16 protein-coding genes are annotated in these 18,686 nt (G+C 40.6%); 12 read left to right on the forward strand and 4 right to left on the reverse strand.

Features of this window, described 5'->3' with window-relative positions:
* The first annotated feature begins 1 nt into the window (after position 1).
* The 3 genes from LC454_RS14880 to LC454_RS14890 all read left to right on the forward strand — a co-directional run bounded on the left by LC454_RS14880 (position 2) and on the right by LC454_RS14890 (position 4,901).
* Complete coding sequence (locus LC454_RS14880) at positions 2 to 1,471, forward strand: RagB/SusD family nutrient uptake outer membrane protein (protein ID WP_223583280.1); 1,470 nt, start codon at positions 2 to 4, stop codon at positions 1,469 to 1,471.
* 33 nt (positions 1,472 to 1,504) lie between these two features.
* A complete protein-coding gene (locus LC454_RS14885) occupies positions 1,505 to 3,097 on the forward strand; it encodes an arylsulfatase (protein ID WP_223583281.1) in 1,593 nt (530 codons plus the stop codon).
* A 181-nt stretch (positions 3,098 to 3,278) separates the two neighbouring features.
* Positions 3,279 to 4,901, forward strand: a complete 1,623-nt coding sequence (locus LC454_RS14890) for an arylsulfatase (protein ID WP_223583282.1) — start codon at positions 3,279 to 3,281, stop codon at positions 4,899 to 4,901.
* Positions 4,902 to 5,094: 193 nt separating this feature from the next.
* Here the strand turns inward: LC454_RS14890 and rnhA are convergent, their stop codons facing one another.
* Entirely contained in the window at positions 5,095 to 5,589 is a 495-nt protein-coding gene (gene rnhA / locus LC454_RS14895) for a ribonuclease HI (RefSeq protein WP_120257385.1), read from the reverse strand.
* Positions 5,590 to 5,798: 209 nt separating this feature from the next.
* Between rnhA and LC454_RS14900 the strand changes: the two genes are divergently transcribed.
* The 4 genes from LC454_RS14900 (at position 5,799) to LC454_RS14915 (ending at position 10,170) form a co-directional block, all read left to right on the forward strand.
* Complete coding sequence (locus LC454_RS14900) at positions 5,799 to 7,634, forward strand: alpha-L-fucosidase (protein ID WP_223583283.1); 1,836 nt, start codon at positions 5,799 to 5,801, stop codon at positions 7,632 to 7,634.
* 124 nt (positions 7,635 to 7,758) lie between these two features.
* Positions 7,759 to 8,217: a hypothetical protein gene (locus tag LC454_RS14905; protein WP_223583284.1), complete on the forward strand. Its 459-nt coding sequence runs from the start codon at positions 7,759 to 7,761 to the stop codon at positions 8,215 to 8,217.
* 86 nt (positions 8,218 to 8,303) lie between these two features.
* Positions 8,304 to 9,011, forward strand: coding sequence for a Sir2 family NAD-dependent protein deacetylase (locus LC454_RS14910; protein WP_223583285.1), 708 nt, complete (start codon positions 8,304 to 8,306; stop codon positions 9,009 to 9,011).
* Positions 9,012 to 9,072: 61 nt separating this feature from the next.
* Positions 9,073 to 10,170: a DUF2891 domain-containing protein gene (locus LC454_RS14915; protein ID WP_223583286.1), complete on the forward strand. Its 1,098-nt coding sequence runs from the start codon at positions 9,073 to 9,075 to the stop codon at positions 10,168 to 10,170.
* A gap of 40 nt (positions 10,171 to 10,210) precedes the next feature.
* Here LC454_RS14915 and LC454_RS14920 read toward each other — a convergent pair whose 3' ends face one another.
* Entirely contained in the window at positions 10,211 to 10,561 is a 351-nt protein-coding gene (locus LC454_RS14920; RefSeq protein ID WP_223583287.1) for a winged helix-turn-helix transcriptional regulator, read from the reverse strand.
* Positions 10,562 to 10,655: 94 nt separating this feature from the next.
* Here LC454_RS14920 and LC454_RS14925 point away from each other — a divergent pair, with 94 nt between their 5' ends.
* From LC454_RS14925 to LC454_RS14950, 5 genes are all read left to right on the forward strand, one after another.
* Positions 10,656 to 11,027, forward strand: a complete 372-nt coding sequence (locus LC454_RS14925) for a DoxX family protein (RefSeq protein WP_223583288.1) — start codon at positions 10,656 to 10,658, stop codon at positions 11,025 to 11,027.
* 409 nt (positions 11,028 to 11,436) lie between these two features.
* Complete coding sequence (locus LC454_RS14930; RefSeq protein ID WP_223583289.1) at positions 11,437 to 11,820, forward strand: YidH family protein; 384 nt, start codon at positions 11,437 to 11,439, stop codon at positions 11,818 to 11,820.
* A gap of 272 nt (positions 11,821 to 12,092) precedes the next feature.
* Entirely contained in the window at positions 12,093 to 12,998 is a 906-nt protein-coding gene (locus LC454_RS14935; protein WP_223583290.1) for a hypothetical protein, read from the forward strand.
* A 326-nt stretch (positions 12,999 to 13,324) separates the two neighbouring features.
* Positions 13,325 to 14,365, forward strand: coding sequence for a methylated-DNA--[protein]-cysteine S-methyltransferase (locus tag LC454_RS26550; protein ID WP_317196265.1), 1,041 nt, complete (start codon positions 13,325 to 13,327; stop codon positions 14,363 to 14,365).
* Positions 14,366 to 14,405: 40 nt separating this feature from the next.
* Positions 14,406 to 15,803, forward strand: coding sequence for an MFS transporter (locus LC454_RS14950; RefSeq protein ID WP_223583291.1), 1,398 nt, complete (start codon positions 14,406 to 14,408; stop codon positions 15,801 to 15,803).
* Positions 15,804 to 15,938: 135 nt separating this feature from the next.
* On the opposite strand, the gene LC454_RS14955 is transcribed toward LC454_RS14950, so the two are convergent.
* Positions 15,939 to 17,516 carry a Na+/H+ antiporter gene (locus tag LC454_RS14955; protein WP_223583292.1) on the reverse strand — a complete coding sequence of 526 codons (1,578 nt, stop codon included), beginning with the start codon at positions 17,514 to 17,516 and terminating at the stop codon, positions 15,939 to 15,941.
* 173 nt (positions 17,517 to 17,689) lie between these two features.
* On the reverse strand, positions 17,690 to 18,616 hold the full coding sequence (locus LC454_RS14960) for an alpha/beta fold hydrolase (RefSeq protein WP_223583293.1): 927 nt from the start codon (positions 18,614 to 18,616) through the stop codon (positions 17,690 to 17,692).
* Positions 18,617 to 18,686 lie beyond the last annotated feature (70 nt).

The raw sequence follows: 18,686 nt of genomic DNA on the forward strand, positions 1-18,686 counted from the left end.
AATGAAAAAAATACAATTCCATCTTACTGTAGTATTGATTTTGCTGACAGGAATATCCTGCTCAAAATTGACTGAAACCCCCGAAAGCGCATTGGTTTCGGAGCAGTTTTACCTCAATCAGGGGCAAGCCGTTGCCGCAGTAACCGGTACTTATCGAAAATTGTATGAGACAGGGCAGTCCCTTTACAACAGCCTATTCCAAATTGGTGTGGAGATGGCTACAGATGATTATGAAGCTGGACCCAGAGCACGGAATGCCCATGTACGTGCCCTAAGCAATCTGACCCATGATGCCTCAAATGATCGAATGGAGCAACTCTGGAAACAGAGCTACGATGCAATCAATGCATCAAACCTAAACATTGTCCATATCGAAGCGATGACACAAAATCAGATTGATGCAACGGTACAGCAGCGTCTGATCAATGAGGCAAAATTTCTCCGTGCATTGCACTACTTCAACCTGGTGCGCTGGTTTGGTCCAGTTCCACTTGTGGTACGTCCTCTAGAAACCTTATCCACGCAAGAGTTGTATGTGACAAAGGCCTCTGAAGATGATGTGTATGCACAGATCATAAATGATCTGAAAGCGGCCTCCGGTCTACCGAATTATAAGAATTATAGCGATGCAGATAAGGGACGTGCTACATCCGGAGCGGCCAGAAGTCTTTTGGCTAAGGTATATCTAACCCGGGCGGATTGGACAAATGCCAAACTGATTGCTAAGGAGGTGATTGATGAAGAGGGGTATGCGCTTTTTCCGAGCTTCGCTGATGTCTTTGATATAGAGAAAAAGAATGGTGTTGAACATATTTTCTCGGCACAGTTTAAAGGGAACAGTGGCTATCAGGGCAATTCATTGGCCAGTCGTTCGGCACCAGCCGATATACCAGGTATCAATGGGGATTATGCCGACGCCCTACATGCCGAAGGTGGGCTTTACAAAAGCTTCGTAGCAACCGATAAACGTCTCCCCATCACATTTACAAGTGGCATGACATCACCTACTGACGGAAAATACTATGCATTGGCTAAGCCACAGTTCAATAAGTATTATGATGAGACTGTGGTAGGTAACCAGTCACAGTCTGCGAAGAATACACCCATCATCCGTTATGCTGAGGTCTTACTCATTTTTGCTGAAGCGGAAAATGAGTTAAATGGTCCCACGAAAGAAGCAAGAGATGCAGTCAACGCGGTACGTACACGGGCAGGAGTGGAGAACGTGCTGGATAAGGAGAATAAAGATAGTTTTCGGGAGCTTGTATTTGAAGAACGCCGGAAGGAATTGGTGTATGAGTACCAGCGCTGGTTTGACCTCGTACGTCGGGGAGCAAACTATTACATCGCAAAACTGAAAGCTGCAGGAAAAACAAACGCAGCAGCTAGACATCTTCATTTTCCAACTCCGCAGCGAGAGCTAAATTTAAACCCAAAACTGGTCCAACATCCGGATTGGTTGGCGAAATAATAAAAATATAAGTTCAACAAAACGAGATAAATTATGAAAACAGTATTTATTCTTTTATTGACCGGTCTAAGTTGCTTCCTGAATAGAAGTACAGCGCAGGATAAGCGGCCAAATATTGTCTTGATCCTGGTCGACGATTTGGGCTTTTCAGATATAGAGCCTTATGGTGGGTCAGATTTTCATACACCAAATTTGACGGAATTAGCACAACAGGGCACGCGTTTTCAGGAGTTTTATAACAATTCGATCTGTGCCCCAACACGCGCAACATTGTTGACGGGGCAATATGCCCATCGTGCCGGTATGGGTTATTTTAACGTCAATCTCGGCTTGCCGGCCTATCAGGGATTTCTAAATCACGAATCGCGGACATTGGCCGAAATACTGCAAGGAGCAGGTTATTCGACTATTATTTCCGGAAAATGGCATGTCGGCGATGATAATGATCAATGGCCTGCACAACGTGGGTTTGAGCGCTCCTTTAATTTTGTGGGCGGGGCCTCCAATTTTTATGAAATCAATGATCCCGAAAATCCTACTGTACCCTTGTATCGAAATAACAAAGCCTTCTATCTACCTAAAAATCGGTATCTAACAGACGAAATCACTGATCAGGCAATTGGTTTTCTACGTGAGCAGGCACAGGATAAAAAACCATTTTTTCTATATCTCGCCTTTAATGCGCCACATTGGCCTTTGCAGGCTCCGGAAGAGGAAACCCAAAAATATAATGGCGTATATCAACAAGGTTGGGACAGCCTGCGTGTGAAACGCTACGAAAATGCACTTCAAAAAGGTGTTTTTCCTAAGGGTCAGATGATCGCTGCAAAGGATTCAAGTGTGCAGGAATGGAACAAGCTTACCTATGATGAACAACTATACTGGCAACGTCGGCAACAAGTGTTTGCTGCAATGGTCGATCGTGTGGACCAGAGCATCGGAAAAGTTCGACAGACATTAAAAGAACTAAAAAAAGATAAGAACACCATTATCATCTTTTTATCCGATAACGGAGCCCAAGGTGGTGAACGTAATCGCATTTATACATCCCGAAATACCGAAACCGTTGGTTTGCCAGGCTCCTATGATATGCAAAATAGCAGTTGGTCCCAAACAGGCAATTCACCCTTGCGAAGCTATAAGGACAATCCTTACGAAGGGGGCATCGGTTCACCCTTTATTGTCTGGTATCCCAAAGAAGTTAAAGCCAATGTTGTGAAGCGGGGAACAGGACACCTGATTGATATTGCGCCTACATTGTATGATTTTGCACAAGCGAAATATCCTTCGAAAGAAGGGGAGCTGACCACCAACCCACTACCAGGTATAAGTTTACGGCAACTACTGCATACAGACAAAAACCAGGTTGACCGCCAAGCACCCTTGTTTTGGGAACGGGCGGGAAACAAAGCTGTTCGATATGGTAAATGGAAACTTGTCTCCTTATTTAAGGAGGGAAATAAGCCGCAGCTTTATAATATCGACGAAGACCGCGGGGAAAATAGAGATCTCGCCGATCAATACCCTGAGATCGTCAAAGATCTCGAAGCTCGTTATGCAGTCTGGGCAAAAGAAAATGGCGTGGTAGATTATAGACGGCTGAAGCCAACCGGTCAATTCCGCTAAGTGCAGGAGGTAACTGATTGATGTACAGGTGATTTAAATAGATGAAACCATCATGATTTATTCAAGTCCAGTGAGCCGAACGATTGAGCTCATTTTTACCGATGAGACCAACACTTATACCGCCAAAGGCAGCGTGAATGCCTTAATCTAAAAATAATTGATGAACAAATAATTTATACAGATGAAAAAGATAACATTATATATAGCCCTTATTTTTGGATGGGCAGGTACTGTTCTGGCACAAAGTAAAAAGCCTAATATTATCTTGATTCTCGCGGATGACCTTGGGTATTCAGATTTGGGTGCCTACGGCTCAGAGATTGCAACCCCCAATATCGACCGTTTGGCCAATGAAGGGATACGCCTTAAACAGTTTTACAATAACTCCATCTGCGCACCTACACGTGCATCGCTGATTACAGGGCAGTATCAGCACAAAGCAGGGGTGGGGTATTTCTCAAATGATCTGGGCCTACCGGCTTATCAGGGTTATATCAATGCGGAGTCGCTGACCATCGCTGAAGTCCTTCGCTCCAATGGCTACATCACAGCGACATCAGGCAAATGGCATGTATCTGGTAAAGGCAAGAGTCTACCTTGGGATCGCGGTTTTGACTTAGTTTTCCCGAGAGAGGAAAAGAATGCTGATTCGGGCGCTCCAACTTTCAATAAGGCAACAGATTCCTCGGGTTATCCCTTGGAAAGTTCCTTTTCCACAGAGCTGATCAATCGGGCAGCTGAGGGCTTTTTGGATCAGATCAAAAGTCAAGATAAACCCTTCTTTTTGTATTTGGCACATACTGCACCACATTGGCCTTTAGTTGCCCTGCCACAGGATATCGCCAAGTACAAGGGACGCTATGATAAAGGGTGGGAAAGTATCCGTCGTGAGCGTTTCGAGCGTCAGAAGCAATTGGGTATTATTGAAAATGGGACAGTACTCTCTGTTGCTGATGAGGATATTTACGATTGGGAGCGTTTATCTTTTGATCAAAGACAGCTATGGGCCAAGAAAATGGAGGTATTCGCCGCGATGGTCGACCGTTTGGATCAGACTGTAGGCAAACTATTGCAAAAACTGAAAGACAACGGACAATTGGACAATACCTTAATCGTGTTTCTGTCTGATAATGGAGCACCTGCAGAGGATCTTGTTCGTTGGTTTCATGGTGCTCGATTAAATAATGGTCCGGTTGGCACGGTGGGCTCATTCGAATCACAAAGTAAAAACTGGTCCTATGCATCAAACACACCATTCAAGGCCTTTAAAGATTATACCTATGAAGGTGGTATCAACGCGCCGTTTATAGCTTGGTTTCCGGGCAAGATCGCACAGGGTATTAAAAAGGGTGCTGGACATATCATAGATTTAGCGCCGACCTTCTATGAATTGGCTGGAGCTGTGTATCCAAAAGAATATCAAGGACATCAGGCGAATAAGCTTCCCGGGAAAAGCCTAGTTCCCGTACTGTTACAGCAGCAGGATACGGTCAAACGGGAAGAAGGTCTGTTTTGGGAACGGGCAGGTAATCGTGCCGCGCGGATCGGAAAGTGGAAATTGGTATCAACCTGGCCTTCCTATAAATGGGAATTATACGATCTGGAACAAGACCCCACAGAACGAAAAGATATAGCGAGCCAACATCACGAAATTGTATCACGCTTATCAATAGCTTATTTTCGCTGGGCAAAGGATAATGGGGTGGTGGATTTCATCGAATTGGAGCGCAAGGAACCTGTCAGTATGAAGGAATTTAGAGCAAGTAAAACCCAAGAAATCGCTGCACCAGCGTTTCGCTTTTAGGAGGGGGAAACATTGATAAAACTGAGCTTCAGGTATATGGGAGAACATGCAAATTGATCCGAAGAAGTCTAGACCAAACAAAAGAGCAGCAAATCCAAAGGATTTGCTGCTCTGCTATAACAATTGAACATACGATATTCAATTCCAACTGGGTTCAATTTTAGAAAGCTGACTTTTGGAATAATTGCATTCACTATTTGTTTTCTTCGACTTCAAATACTGTGTCAATCTTCCAGGTACTCTTATCTTTGGAAGCTGCAACAGCCAGGCGATCGCAGCGTTCGTTCAAAGGATGACCAGCATGTCCCTTGACCCATACCAGCTTGACTTTATGTAATTTATAAACGTTCATTAAACGCATCCATAAGTCCTTATTCTTTTTTCCGGCAAATCCTTTTTGGATCCAGCCATAGACCCATTTTTTATCAATCGCATCAATGACATATTTGGAATCGGAATATACAGTAACCGCTTGGTTTAAATTTTTTAATGCTTCCAGCCCCACAATAACGGCCATCAGCTCCATGCGGTTGTTTGTCGTTTTTCGATAACCTCCTGAAAATTCCTTTTCGATCAGTTTCCCTTTAAATGCTTCGTTGTCGCCTGTATAAATGGTCCTCAAAATGGTTCCATAACCACCCGGTCCAGGATTTCCGCTTGATGCCCCGTCTGTATATAATTCGATCATACCCTTCAAACTTAGATAAATTTGCGTTGAAATACAATTATAATTGTGCCCATTGCCTCTACCGCTTGGTACTCTGTCACTAATATTGAGGAGTTATACGGTTTAGCAAAGCCTTCCTCGCTGTAATTTATCGCTTACACAATAGGATTCTGACGATTTATATGTATTTTGCCGGCTTAAACTCGTTATGTAATTGATAATTTAGCTTTATGAAGTTTCAAAAGGTTTCTCTTTTTGTTCTTTTGGCGTCGACCTGTCTAAACGTCACCGCCCAGAACAATGTACCAGCACAAAAAATGGAATGGTTTGAGGATGCCAAACTGGGGATTTTTATTCATTGGGGTATTTACTCCGTTGATGGAATCTCAGAGTCGTGGTCATTCTTCAATAATTATATTAACCACGATAATTATATCAAGCAGCTTGATGGATTTACAGCTAAAAATTATAAACCTAAGGAATGGGCTAAATTGATCAAACAGGCTGGGGCAAAGTATACGGTTATCACGACAAAACATCACGATGGGATTTCCTTATGGAATACCAAAGCGGATAAGGCTATTACAACAGTGAAAGATGCCGCTGCAAAACAGGATGTTATTACACCATTTGTGCAAGCTATACAGCAAGAGGGCCTGCATACAGGTTTATATTATTCATTGCCAGATTGGAGCCATCCCTATTATGATGTGTTTACTCGCGCAAGAAAGCGTTATGAACTGGTCAAAGAACCCAACCGTTGGAACCATTATGTAGAATATTATCAGAAACAACTCAGTGAGTTATCACAGCAGTATAAACCCGAACTGATCTGGTTTGATGGGGACTGGGAGCATAGTGCCGAGGAGTGGAAAGCAAAGGAAACTCTGGCGCTGTTGCGTAAACATAATCCGAATATCATTATTAATTCGCGATTGAACCACCACGGTGATTACGAAACGCCTGAACAAGGTATTCCAGTAACTCGTCCAGAAACTAAGTTTTGGGAACTCTGCTACACCATGAACGACTCCTGGGGCTACCAGCCATTCGACAAGAAATACAAATCACCCAACATGATTATCCGCACCTTGGTTGATTGTATCTCGATGGGTGGGAATCTGTTGTTGGATATTGGTCCAAAAGCCGATGGAAGCATTCCTGAAGAGCAAATGAATATTTTGAAGCAGTTGGGAAGGTGGACAAATAAACACGCAACGGCTATCTATGGTACAAGAGCAGGTATTCCATTCGAGAATTATCAAGGAAAGTCCGCTTTGTCAAAAGATGGGAAAACACTTTATCTCTATGTATATGAGCAAAAACCACAATTACAGCTAAAGGGTTTGCTGAATACAGCTGTTTCGGAGCTTTCCGTTGTGGGGGATGCGGCTTCAAGGGTGACAGCAACGACTGCCGATGCAGCAATCCAATTGGATCTAACGAAAGTTAACTTCGACCAAGATGTTACTGTTTTGGCGTTGAAATTCAAGGATAAGGTTCAATGGCAAGCTCCTCAGGAAAAAGAGGTAAGTCTGGAAAATGTTTTAAACAACAAGCATATTGGTACTGCGTTAAATCAAATTGCGTCAACGCTGCATGTTGGAAAGAATATCTTCGATCATTCTGGTTTGACATTAGACGGTATGGAGACTAAGTTGCCTACGGGGAACCTGACAAATCCAACCGTGTTGGATTGGGTTAAAAAGCATGCTGAAGCACTTTATGAAACCGGAAAAGGCTTGCCAGAGGGACATTATGAAGGCTTAAGTGCACTTTCCAAGGATCGTCAGACCCTCTATCTTTTTGTGGAAGGAACTCCGACAGGACCTATTGCACTTAAAGGAATAAAGAATGGTATCGCACGTATTCGAGTCGTAGGTGAAGGTTCTATGATCAACCATGAGATTTTCAATAAGCTCTATTGGAGCAGTATTCCGGGGATAGTTTATATCCAGGCACCAAAAGAGCGTTTGGATAAAAATATGACAGTGATTGCGGTATTGTTGGATTCGCCTTTAGCATTGCACCGCGAAAAAGTAGGCGCAATTGAAAATAATCTGTAACTCCCTTTTATTAAGTTATTTCTAGCCCAAGATAATCCTATCTTGGGCTTTTTGGTTCTAGATGAATGGTAATATTTGATGTATATCTTATAAAGAGAAGCATTTTTTATACTAACTTAGTCAGATGAGTCTATCGTATATTTTTCTGTTGTCTTTGTCAACGGTTATGCTCTTAGCTTCCTGCAGTGCCGGAGATGGAAATAAAATGGAACGACAACGGGCGGATTCGCTGTGCAATGAAGTAATCAATGGAAAATTAAACCTGGAGCAATTGGCGGAATCCGATGAATTTATGTATTTCGATGAAAAATATTTTCATGAGCCAGCCGATTTGAAGACAATTCCGGCATTTGATAAGGTACAGATTCAGCTTGTGACTTATCGGATTTACAAACATGTCAAACTTGTGGATAACCGATACCAATTTGCTGTAAAGCAAGCCAAGGATCTGCATATACCCAACAAAGCATTTGTCTATTACCAACGGTCTTTTGATGAGATGAACCGAAAGGCGGCTGCTAGCAAAGATTCGATTCGGTTGGAGCTTCCAGACAATTATGCTACTAGGTTGATAAAGGAATAAGACAGGTTGTTCATTATCAAAAGAAAATGTGTCTGAATCTATCAAAATCGGGAGATTTTCTTATTTTTAAAGCACTAAAAAGCCAAATGGAAAAGAAAAATATCGTTGTATTAACGGGAGCAGGTATTTCTGCCGAAAGTGGTATACCTACTTTTAGGGATGCGAATGGACTATGGGAAGGGCATGACGTGATGGCTGTAGCCTCCATCGAAGGCTGGAACAAAAATCCGGTACTGGTGCAGGAATTCTACAACCTTAGACGGAAAGCAGCATCGGCCGCACAGCCAAATGCAGCACATCTCGCCTTGCGTCAATTAGAGTCAGCTTACCAGGTGACGATCATTACACAAAATGTAGACCTATTGCATGAGCGGGCTGGTTCCACAAAGATTATCCATTTACATGGCCGTTTGGATCAATCCAAGTCATCCCTTGATGATCGATTGATTTATCCAATTGAGGGGGACGAGATAAAGATGGGCGAACTCTGCGAAAAAGGTAGTCAACTGCGACCAAATATTGTCTGGTTTGGTGAGGCTGTGCCAGAGATTGAACGGGCGATGTTGCACGTTGCTAAGGCAGACATCCTGATTATTATCGGAACTTCGTTACAGGTTTATCCTGCCGCAGGACTTCGGGAATTTGCACCGAGCCATTGCCGATCATTTTTAATAGACAAACAGATCCAGAATAGTACAGCGTTGGGCCGTGTACAATGTTTTGAACAGGCAGCGACGGTGGCAGTGCCAAATTTGGTAACACAGCTACTTCAGGAAGCCTCAGATAAAAGCTAATATAATAATGAATTATGAACCTGTCTTGGTTGTGAGTTAGATGGAATAAAATTTTTAAAAAATGAAAAGAATAATAGGATTGTTCTGTGGTTCTGTTTTGGCGATTTCCTGTCACAACAACTCGGAGGTAAAAGTAAACACAAGTACAAACAATGCGCCGATACAACTGGATAGCGCACAGGCAAAACATCTCCTTACATTGCCCTTGCACTGTATTGAAGTTGAATACCCTAACAAATTGGGACAGGTGCTTGGAAGTGATCAGGATTTGAAGGGACCACGGACGCTACACCCCATTTTTTACGGCTGTTTTGATTGGCATTCATCTGTCCACGGCTATTGGTCCATCGTGCGGATTTTGAAGCAATTTCCGGATTTGGACAAATCTGGAGCTATACGGAAGCAGCTTAATCACAATATCACAGCCGAAAATGCAGCAATAGAATTAGCTTTCTTCCAGGATAAAAATAATAAGAACTTTGAGCGGACCTACGGTTGGGCTTGGCTCCTGCAGTTGCAAAAAGAATTAATGACCTGGAAAGATCCAGATGCAGAACGTTGGGCAAAAATTCTGGATCCAATGGCAAAGCATATTATGAAAGCTTACCAGGAATATTTACCGAAATTGGTCTATCCGATCCGGACAGGCTATCACGACAATTCAGCTTTTGGTCTTTCATTGGCATTGGACTATGCACGGGGGACAAATAATGTTGCCTTCGAAAAATCGTTGACGACAAATGCTGTGAGACTATATGATCATGATAAAAACTGTAATATCTCTTTTGAACCCAGTGGTAGTGATTTCCTTTCCCCCTGTCTTGAGGAAGCGCTCTGCATGAGTGTAGTTTTAGGAGAGGACCAATATCGAAAATGGTTGAAAGATTTTCTTCCTGAAATTTTTAATCCGGATTTTAATTTGGAACCTGGTATCGTAAAAGATCGTACGGATGGACATCTGGTTCACTTGGATGGATTGAATTTTAGCCGAGCTACCTGTCTGAATGGCATCGCTAAGGCACTCCCGGAATTGAAGCATTTGCATGGTTTGGCCAATAAACATTTAAAATATTCATTACCCAATATCACTTCCAAAGATGATTACATGGGATCGCATTGGTTGGGTACTTTTGCCCTTTATGCGCTTTCTAAAAATTAATATACAGTCCTTATATTTCTATTGATATAAGGACTGTATTTTACATGTTTTTCTCACCCCATTCATCCATGAGGACCAAAATTTTTTCCAGTGAGCGACCAAGATCGGTCAGTTCATATTCTACTTTGGGCGGTACCTGTTGATAGACAATTCGATTAATCAGCCCGTCTTGCTCCAGTTCTTTCAATTTAGCAATGAGCATGCGCTCCGAAATGCCAACCAATCTTTTTCGCAACTCACCATAACGTAGTCTTTCCTCATGGAGGAGATAAGACAGCAGATTTATTTTCCATCTTCCACCAATAGTAGATAAGGTAAATGCAATACCACAATGATCTTTCCAATAAGTTTCATTGATTGTGTTGGTGGAATTCTCTTTTCTATTGTTCATACTTACTTTTTTGTTGGTATCATACAATTTGGTACGTACTGTTATTCATGCAATTTAATAAAGAAATTTGTAGCTCATCTAATAAAATATAAAAATGGAAACTATAAAATCTATTGTTCATTGGTTGAGTTATGCCTATTACCTATACGTATTTGGTTACGCTTCATTGTTTAAAGTCTTTCAGAAACAGTCTATGATGCAGAGCATGGATTCATTAGGCTTTAATAAAACATGGACGTTGGGCATTGGAATAGGAGAGTTGTTTGGTGTTATACTTCTTCTGATCGGTTTATACAAACCAGAGTTTAAGAATATCGGTATCTTGCTTCTGTTTCCGTTTGCCGTGGGAGCGTTGACAGCACATATGGCTCATCAGGAATACCATCATTTCTATAATTCACTAATCATGTGTGTGCTGAGTATTGTCTTATTGGCGACGGACAAACAGTTTAAAATCACCCTCTAGCTTTTTTGTGTAGCACAAATCAAAATTAATTGAAATATATTCATGATTTGTGCTACATTTTGATTGCTTTGATCAATACTATCTGAGTGTTTTATTTGGCTTTATTGCTGTTTAAAATAGCTTTAGATGAAATTTCAAGAGCAATAGTGCAATAGTAATGAAATATGTCTTATCAAAATGTAAAACTAATCCCTTTTTAGCAACCTTATTATTCTTGATTAACAGTGGTGTCCTAAATAGTCGTTATTAACAGATAATAGCCTTTTTCTACACCTAGTTTCAAGAAAATGTCTGCACGGACTATTTATTTCGAGGTCCAATCTAAACAATATAGGTCGCGCGATGGTTTACTTACGGGATTTATTCATAAGCGTCATACGAAGTTTCAAATAGATTTGTTATAAAACATATGATAGAAAAAAACAATTCAAAAAAGATCAACGACCATTTAGCTAATGAACGTACATTTTTAGCTTGGATAACGACGAGTTTGGGGATCATGGGCTTTGGTTTTGTTGTTGTTAAATTTTCCTTATTTATACAACAGGTAACACTCATGCTCAGCTCAAAAAAAAAGATCGATATTGAACATGAATATTCAGGTATCGTTGGAGTTTCAATTGTTATTATAGGCTCAATTACTGTCGTATTAGCTTATATCAAATATAGAAAAGTGGCCAAACAAATTGAGACGGAAAGCTTTACTTATGGTTCTTATGGTATTGCTTTGATGTCTACATGTTTTCTTATTATCGGTCTTCTCCTCGGATGGCATTTGATTGATAGCTTATAAAATCAACCTCTGCCAATTGGATTATGCGATTTGCCGTTGAGCCTATCCCAGAAATCTCAAGAGTTGAAATCCCATGACTGGTGTTACGGATATTAAATGAACTGCAACGAATTTTAAAAGAATACTTAACAGGTGAAAATATCTATTTACTTTGTATGATGCAACAGGATAAATATGGTAAAAGTTCAATAGATATGGTGAAATTGATAATGGTTTTGCTATTAACGGTAATATGTGGTGGGGGATGTGCACAGGAAAAAAAAGAGAGGGCGATGTCAACAACTAATCGTATAAGCTATCATTCAGAAAAAGTTCGCAGATTCAAAGATGAACCTCTTTATCAACTGGAAGTTGAAAGCCTATTTAGTTTCAGCGTATTGATAAATGGTTGTCCGGTTTATTCCAATTTCGATAAAATTCCGGGAACGGCGAGGATAAATATCAATCCCTATATTCTTCAAAGTGGACAACAACAAGTTACCATTGAACTTTATCCAGGTTATGATGATCAAGGAATCAGTAAGCCCTTTCTTGAAGCAGGTGATAAATTTACACTCAAAATAGAGAAAACTGGTTGGGGGAAAGATGGTCTTTTAAAGGAGCCCGAAGAAATTGTGTATTATAAGGCTGTTGACGAAAAAGAGGATTTAACCAAACGAACAGCATATAAAACCGATATTAGCTTTACCGCCATTGTTCCCTATCAACTTGCAGGATGGAAGAACGGACAAGATTTGACTCAGTTGGATCCTCAACAGCTCGAAGAGCAGGTACTTGGTTTTTATAAGGAGATGATAGCTGTTTTTGAAACAGGTGACTACGATGATTTAAATGCACGATTTTTGAAGGCAGATGCTGAATGGTACCAATCTGAGTATTTTTCCCAAGATATAATTAGTAAGTTTCAAACAGTGAAAGGTCGAAAAGGTAAATCTGTCGCAACAACGTTTTCGAACCCGAAGCCAAATTTCCTGACATTTTATGCACTGGAGGATTATATAATGAAATTTTATGCTGAGGGTAGAATGGTTCGACTTGAACCACGAAAAGGTGTCAATAGGGGAGAATCTTTATTGGGCTATATGGATACAGATAAAAATGGTATGAACAGAAAAACATTCGTAGATATGCTGTTATACATTCCCAAAGGAGAAACGGCATTGCAAATTGTAAGATAAATCTTGATTCAGGTTATCCTTTATTGTTGTTTCTATATGCATTGTCTGATCGATCTGTACATACAGCTTTGGGCATCCAAAATAATAGAGTAAAAAATAGAAAGGCTCTCTTCATGTTACTTGTTAGTGAATATCGTTTCGTACGTTTAATATAAGACCAAAATATTCGTTGTTATCAAATGTTTCAACAGATGTTTGTTGGATAAAATAGCAAAAAAGAATATATCCTGTAATCCTTCGTAAATAAAAAAATACTTGTCAATTTTTCGGTTGTAGAAGGAATGTATTCGCTATAGATTTGTTCTATCATTATAAATAATCGCATTATGGAATTAAGTTTCGAACAAATGTATCACGCTATCATTGATAAAGATGTCAATTATGAAGGTATATTTTTTACTGCTGTAAAGACAACAGGTATCTTTTGTCGGCCTTCTTGTACTGCCAGGAAACCCAAACCTGAGAACATCGAATTTTTTAAATCAACCAAAGAATGTATCCTGCATGGATATCGCGCATGCAAGGTATGCCATCCACTTGAGATGTTAAGTGAAACACCTCTATACATCAAAGAAATTATAGCCGAATTATCAGCCGATCCGAGTATAAAGTTCAAGGACTACGATCTGCGTCAACGTTGTATTGAACCAAGCAAGTTGCGACGCTGGTTTATGAAAAACCATGGCATGACCTTTCATGCTTATCAGCGGATGTTTAGAATAAATTCGGCGTTTAAAAAAATCCAAAATGGCGCTTCTGTGACCGATGTAGCTTTCAACTCCGGATTTGAATCCCTTAGTGGCTTTGGTGATTCCTTTAAACATATTTTTGGAGTCTCTCCTAAGAATAGTAAAGAGCAAAGTATGATTGATTTAAAGCGAATAGAGACTCCGCTAGGCACCATGTATGCCTGCGCCGTACCAGAGGGCGTATGTTTACTCGAGTTTACAGATCGGAAAATGCTCGAAACAGAGTTCAAAAATCTTGCGAAAGCGCTCAATGGAACGATAGTACAGGGCGATAATCCCCATTTTCCCTTGCTAGAAAGGGAACTTCAAGCTTATTTCGAAGGTCGATTAAAAGAATTTACAGTGCCACTGTTTACACCAGGTTCGGATTTTCAAAATGCGGTATGGCGGGCGTTGAGAGAAATCCCATATGGGCAAACAAGGTCTTATAAACAGCAAGCACTTCATATCGGAAAACCCGAAGCGCTACGGGCTATCGCAAATGCCAATGGAATGAATAGGATTTCCATTTTGGTGCCATGCCATAGGGTGATCGGTGCCGATGGCAGCCTAACCGGCTACGGCGGCGGTATCTGGCGAAAAAAATGGTTGCTGGATCTAGAAAAGCAGCAACACTAATTCCTGTATTTCACAATTTATTAACATCCATTCTATTTCCATGAGTACGACTATTAATAAGTGGTATGCACTTCTTATTGTGCTTACTGCACCTTTACTGTATGTTATTGATATATTTATCATCAATATTGCCATACCAACAATCAAAAGTAGCCTGCATGCATCTGATGGTGAAATACAGCTTGTTATCGCATCCTATTTATTGGGTAGTGCATGTTTTCTGATCATTGGTGGGCGAGCGGGAGACTTTCTAGGCAAAAAGAAAGTTTTCTTTTGGGGGATGTTGGCCTTTACAATAACCTCTTGCATCTGTGGACTAAGTCAAACAGCAGCACAGCTAAATATTGCCCGTTTTTTTCAAGGTGTGAGTTCCGCTTTTATGGTTACCCAATCAATTTCTCTGATTCAATTGTTGTTTATAGATACGAAAGAAAGAGCTGTTGCTATTGGATGGTATGGTATAACCTTGAGTATTGCGGCTATAATCGGACAGGTATTGGGAGGATATCTGGCCCAAACTTATTTCTTTGTTGAAGGTTGGCGTTTGATATTTTTTATTAATCTTCCTGTTGGAATCCTTTCGCTTTTGGCGATCCATAGGTATTTGACAGAAACGGTGAAAACTGTGAAGGGTAGATTTGATTACCAAGGTGCTTTTGTGCTAACAATCGGACTAGCCTGCCTAATCTATGCATTGACAGAGGGACGGGAAAATAGCTTTCCTTGGTGGTTTTATGTGTTGTTTATCCTGTCACTTGTATTCTTGATCTTGTTTGTTTTTATTCAGCAAAAGAAACGATTAAATGAACAGTATCCACTGATTGATCTTTCACTGTTCAAAATAAAGGATTTTAGAATTGGCTTATTTGCTGTATTATTCCACTTTATGCTTCATACTGGATATTTATTGATAATCGCTGTGTATTTACAAAGTGGATTAGGGATAACGGCATTAACATGTGGTTTGTATTTTATTCCACATGCGATTTCCTTTATGTTGTCTTCTCAAATTGCTTCGAGGTTACTTCCGAGGTTTGGCAAGGCAGTTTTACAATTGGGATTAGCGATCATATTGCTTTCGTTTTTAATACAGATTTTCTTTTTCACAGCGCAGGACAAGCCGTTCATGTCGATGCTTTTTTTAGCACTCTATGGTCTTGGAAATGGCTTTGTATTACCATTTCTCTTAAATGTTGTTTTAAATAATATCCATGAAAAAGATGCAGGTGCTGCTTCAGGAGTATTTTCAACATTTCAGCAAACAGCTTCGGCTTTGGGAATCAGCGTTATTGGTGGTGTTTTTTATACAGTATTGGACACAGGGCGCTATCTTGCGAACCATCTGTTTGCTTTACAGTCCGGGCTAACAGTATGTATCGTCTTCTTAATAGGGGTGTGGCTAATGTTATGCCTATTACCGAATGCGCAAAGGACATAACATTTCTTAGTTGATCCACAGGGCGGGAAATACCCTCAGGTAATAACTCTTGTCAAGCCAATTCTTTATGCATACTAGTAATGATTTAATCCTCTTTTGAACATCAATTCGTAGGATTGCTGTTCAAAAGTAAGATTAGCTTTTCATATTCATTCTTTCTTCCTGAAGATCGAGAATGCGAAGATGTTTTCTGATAATTTCTTCATCCAACAGAAGCTCTTCACGATTTTTATTGATCAACCACATTCTCTGAGTTTCTAGGATGTCGATATAGATTTTTCGGTATTCAGCGTAATTAATGATGATTTCCGAGCTGGTCAATTGGTTTTCATATTTCTGCAACTGATCCTTCAATGTCGGAAAGCTGTCTACTTTGTCAGCGTAATCTTTACGAATTTTCTCTACAGCCACCTGAGCAAGTTTGTTTTGGATTTCGTAATCAATTTCCTTTTCTGTCCGGACAAAATCTCGATCTATTGGCGGAAATTTCTTTAATAGAAAAGGGAGCGTAAGTCCCTGTACAAGCAACGTTAACAGAATAGCGACAAATGTGATAAAAAGGATCAGATTTCTTTGTGGGAAAGGAGCTCCATTCTCTAAAGTTAGGGGGATTGAAAGTGCCGCAGCCAAGGAAACTACGCCCCGCATTCCGGTCCAACCAATGATCATGGGCGTTTTCCAGCCTGGAGACTGTGCATCTGCAACAGTGATAAAGTTCCGCATCACTAAAGTGGTAATTACTGCCGCATAGCCCGCTAAAATTCGTACAACAACGAGCACTGCAGTAACTGCAACTCCATAACCAATTGCGGTGTAAATATCAGTATCCCCTAAACCGTTCACAATTTCGGGTAAATCCAAACCAATGAGCATAAAAACAATCCCGTTTAGCAAAAAGCAAAAACTTTCCCAGACTGTTACCGTGCGTATTCTGGATGCGCTACTCAAAAAATCGTGACTGCGGTAGGAGAGAAACAACCCACCACTTACCACTGCCAAAACTCCGGAAGCATGAAGCTCCTCCGCCGCCAGATACATTGAGAACGGCGCAATGAAAGTCAGCAATATATCTGTGTTCGGATCGGTTGGTAGGATTTTGTGCATTTTCAAGAAAATATACGCAAGTGTAAGTCCGATACCTACGCCACCGATGCACATCCAGATAAAGCTGCCTGCTGCCTCGTACCATACAAATTGTCCCGTTGCAGCGGCAATCATTGCAAATCGGAAAATAATCAGCGAAGAAGCGTCATTCAGCAAGCTTTCGCCTTCGAGAATTGAAGCCAGTCTTTTCGGTACTTTTATAAATTTTAGAATTGCACCTGCGCTTACTGCGTCAGGGGGAGAAACTATTCCGCCCAATAAAAATCCCAAGGCTAAAGAGAATCCGGGAATAAAATAGTTTGCAAAAACTGCAACCGATAATGCAGTGAAAAATACAACGACGAAAGCAAAACTAAAGATAATCCTGCGCCAGCGCCAGAGTTCTTTCCAGGAAGTTGACCAAGCGGCTTCATACAATAATGGTGGTAAAAAAATAATAAATATTAATTCAGGTTCGACTTTTATAGGCGGTACTCCCGGAATAAAGCTTATTAAAAGTCCCGCCAACACAAGCAAAACAGGATATGCAACCTGAATTTTTTTTGCCAGCATGATGAGCATGGTAATCAACAGAACCAAAAAGAGATAGAATGCGAAATTTTCTAACATGTATTCGTTTTAGATACATAAATATATATTAAATTTTTAAAAACATTTAAAGCCCATTTAAAATTTAGACCGAAATAAAAGCTGTGGAACTTTCCGCGCTATAGTTAGATAATATTCGTTTGTAGACTCTTGACTACCATCGCATAAAAATGACGCTGATCAGTCAGAAAACACTAAAAAGTTGGTGCCGCTGTTTTTAAGTCAGAATTCAGGAAGTCATCGATCATCGGAACTAACCAATCCATGCGGTACATCATACCAATATGTGTTGTCCCGGGTAGGATGGCCAGACGAGATTTAGGTAATCCATGTATATCACCCATTTTTCCACCACCCAAGGCACGAAATAATGTTAATGCATGTTCATACTGTATGCCATCGGCATCACCAATAGCCATAAATAGGGGCGCTTTTATTTTGTTTGCCTCTTTGGACCAGTCGTAAGGTTCCAGGTCAATGCTAATTACCTTCTTTACAAATTCGGGGAAATGTTTTGGATCATTGCCAAGACTGTCGTATTGCTTCTCAATGGGTGAACCTTTAAATATATCCGCAGTTATCGATGAGTAAGATGCTTCCACATCGGGCCACCATCCATCATGTGCGTAACTGCCAGACAGAACGATAAGTCTCCGCACCTGTTCGGGATGCCGTATGGCCATCTGAAAAGCCACACCACCGCCCATACTATAGCCCAAAATGTCGGCACTATCTATTTGAAGATGTTTCAATAGGCCAGATACATCATCTGCCATACCCTCATAACTAATTTTTCGCGCAATGTCTCTGGTACGTCCGTGTCCCTGCATTTCCGCAACAATTACTTTTCGCCCCTTAAACATTGGGATGGCATGAGACCAGTTTAATGGAATCGTCATGTAGGATCCGTGAAGTAATACTAGAGGTTTACCTTCACCATAAACTTCATAATACATTTTTAACCCATTTACATCAACATAACCGGCTTCTGATGGTGTAGCTGTTTTAGCAACTGATGAATTTTCTGGCGAGCCTGTTCGGTTGTTTGTCTGTTGTTGACAGGATATCAATAACGCAAAAACTAGCATTATTATTAGCCCTAATGTCTTTTTTGTTTTCATATTTGTCTTATTGTTAAAATATTATAAACAAATCTATTTGTTTTTTATATTGGGCTTAGGTTGGATATCC

Source organism: Sphingobacterium sp. GVS05A, assembly GCF_019969845.1.
Classification (GTDB): Bacteria; Bacteroidota; Bacteroidia; order Sphingobacteriales; family Sphingobacteriaceae; genus Sphingobacterium.